A 359-nucleotide genomic window follows, 5' to 3' on the forward strand; every position below is an offset into this window, starting at 1 on the left:
AAAATCGCAGTCGTCCACGCCAGACAACAGTTAATGGAGCAAGGCTTGGATTATGGGCCTTGGTCGATCTACTACTTTTTGTTCGACACTGTAGGCGCAGATTACACCCCATCGCGTTCTACAATCGCCTCGTGGCTGCATGAACTGGGGTTTGTTGATGCCAATGCCCGCAAACGGCCACGCAGCTCCTATAAGCGCTTCGCCCGTGATCGCGTCGGTGAACTCTGGCAAATCGATGGACTGGTCTATCGCCTCTTTGACCATGCCCACACACATGTCACGATTTACCAGATTATCGATGATGCCAGCAGATTCGATGTCGGAACCACAGCGTTCGCCCTGCCAGAAAACGGTACTGA

1 pseudogene is annotated in these 359 nt (G+C 52.6%); it reads left to right on the forward strand.

The annotated features are described in order from the left end of the window. Nucleotides 1–33: 33 nt before the first annotated feature. Nucleotides 34–359 (forward strand): annotated as a pseudogene (locus HMPREF2822_RS07655) (transposase); the annotation flags it as partial.

The organism is Corynebacterium sp. HMSC062E11, assembly GCF_001811845.1.
Classification (GTDB): domain Bacteria; phylum Actinomycetota; class Actinomycetes; order Mycobacteriales; family Mycobacteriaceae; genus Corynebacterium; species Corynebacterium hesseae.